This window comes from Micromonospora sp. NPDC004336, assembly GCF_053602615.1.
The window spans coordinates 1-2,309 of record NZ_JBSGDY010000338.1 but is presented as its reverse complement, the minus strand read 5'-3'; the positions used below and the strand labels follow the sequence as shown (position 1 = coordinate 2,309).

Sequence of the window (2,309 nt, the reverse complement as noted above, 5' to 3'; positions counted from 1 at the left end):
CCGAGCGCGCCCGTGCCGCCGGTCACCAGCACCGCGCCCTCGCCCAGGCTCGGCGTCTCCGCCGCAGCCGGGGCGACCGCGCGCACCAGGCGCGGCACGAACACCTCGCCCGCGCGCACCGCGACCTGGCCACCGAACGCCACCGGCTCGTCGGCCACCGTGGCCAGCACGTCCAACAGCCCGGCGTCCACGGCACCGTCGACGTCCGCCAGGACGATGCGACCCGGATGCTCCGACTGTGCCGAGCGCAACAGACCCCACACCGCCGCACCGGCCAGGTCGGACACCCGGTCGCCGGCCCCGGCCGACACCGCGCCCCGCGTCACCACGACCAACCGCGAGTCCGCCAGCCCGTCGGCCGCCAGCCAGGACCGGACGGTCGCCAGCACCTGCGACGTCGCCGCGCGTACCGCGTCGGGGTCGTTGGCGCGCGCCTCCGCGTCGACCGGGAGGGTCTCCTCCTCGACGTGGCGGGCTCGGCGCAGGCCGCCCGCCGGCACCAGCAGCAGTCGCGGCGCCGCGCCCGACGATGCGGCGAGCGCCTCGACGTCGGCGTACGCCGGCAGTTCGGCGATGGCCGCCGGGTCGGCACCGGCCGGCGGGCCCACGAGCGCCCACCCGGAGACGTCCCCGGCCGGGGTGACCTCCTGGGCCTGCCAGGTGACCTCGAACAGCGAGCGGGCCGCCGCGCTCGCCGCGGCCACCCCGGTCAGCTCGCGCAGGACGAGGGAGTCCACCGACACCACGGCCGCGCCCGACTCGTCGCAGGCCACCAGGCGCACCGCGGAGCCCGTACGCGACAACCGCACCCGCAGCACCCGCGCGCCCGAGGCGTGCACCTGCACGCCCTCGAACGCGAACGGCACGCGCGGCCCGCCCGAGCCGTCGGCGCCCGACAGCAGCCCGACCGGGTGCAGGGCGGCGTCCAGCAGCGCCGGGTGCACCCCGAAGCGTGCCGCCTCCGTCGCCGCCTCGTCCGGCAGGGCCACCTCGGCGTACACGTTGTCGTCGGCGGTCCACACCCGGCGCAGCCCCCGGAACACCGGCCCGTACGACAGGCCGTGCTCCGCCAGCGTCGGGTACCAGCCCGCGACGTCGACCTCGGCGGCGTCGGCCGGCGGCCACCCCCCCCCGCCCGGCTCGTCGGCCGACGCCGGCTCCAGCACGCCCTCGGCGTGCTGGACCCAGTCGGCCTCCGGGTCGCCCTCGGCCTGCGAGTGCACCGCCACGGCCCGCGTGCCGGCGTCGTCGGCGGCGCCGACCCGCACCTGCACCCGCACCGCGCCGGTCGCCGGCAGCACCAGCGGCGCGGCGATCGTCAAATCCCGCACCCGCGACGCGCCCACCTCGTCGCCGGCACGCACCGCCAACTCCACGAGCGCCGTGCCGGGCACTACCGTCGCGCCGGAGACGGCGTGGTCGGCGAGCCAGGCGTGGGTGGCGAGCGAGAGCCGGCCGGTCAGCACGACCATGTCGGCGCCGGCGACGGTGACCGCCGCGCCGAGCAGGGGGTGCCCGGCCGCGCCCAGGCCCGCGCCGGACACGTCGGCGGGACGCGCCTGGCCGGCGCCGAGCCAGTACCGCTCGTGCTGGAAGGCGTAGGTCGGCAGGTCGACGCGGGCGGCGCCGGCGTCGGTGAACCACTGCGGCCAGGTCACCGGCACGCCGTGGACGTGCAGCTCGGCCAGCGCGGCCAGCAGCGCCTGGGCGGCGGGACGGTCCCGGCGCTGGACGGCCACCGCGAGCGTGTCCTCGCCGAGCAGGTCGGCGTTCATCGCGGTCAGGACGCTCTGCGGGCCGATCTCCAGGAACGTGCCGACGCCCGCCGCGCGCAGGGCGGCGACGCCGTCGGCGTACCGGACGGCCTCGCGGGCGTGGCGGACCCAGTATTCGGGGCGGGTGATCTCCTGCGGGTCGGCGAGCGTCCCGGTCAGGTTCGACACGACCGGCAGCAGCGGCGCCCGGAACGTCAACCGGTCCAGGACGGCGCGGAACTCGTCGAGCATCGGCTCCGTCAGCGGGCTGTGGAACGCGTGGCTGACGGTGAGCCGGCGGGTGCGGACGCCCCGCTCCTGCCAGGCTCGTTCCACCTCGGCCAGGGCCTCGGCGGCGCCGGAGACCACCACGGCGGCGGGGCCGTTGACGGCCGCGATCCCGACGCGGTCGGTCAGGCCGACGATGGACCCGGCCACCGCCTCCTCCGGTGCGGCCACGGCCAGCATTCCGCCGCCGGCGGGCAGCGCCTGCATGAGCCGGCCCCGCGCCGCGACCAGCGCGCACGCGTCCGCCAGCGACAGCACCCCCGCGAC

At 78.3% G+C, this 2,309-nt stretch carries 1 protein-coding gene; it reads right to left on the bottom strand.

Annotation, left to right across the window (positions count from 1 at the left end; genetic code table 11):
- A partial coding sequence (locus ACWENR_RS30510) for an acyltransferase domain-containing protein (protein WP_452280397.1) occupies window positions 1-2,309 on the bottom strand: 2,309 nt, incomplete at both ends.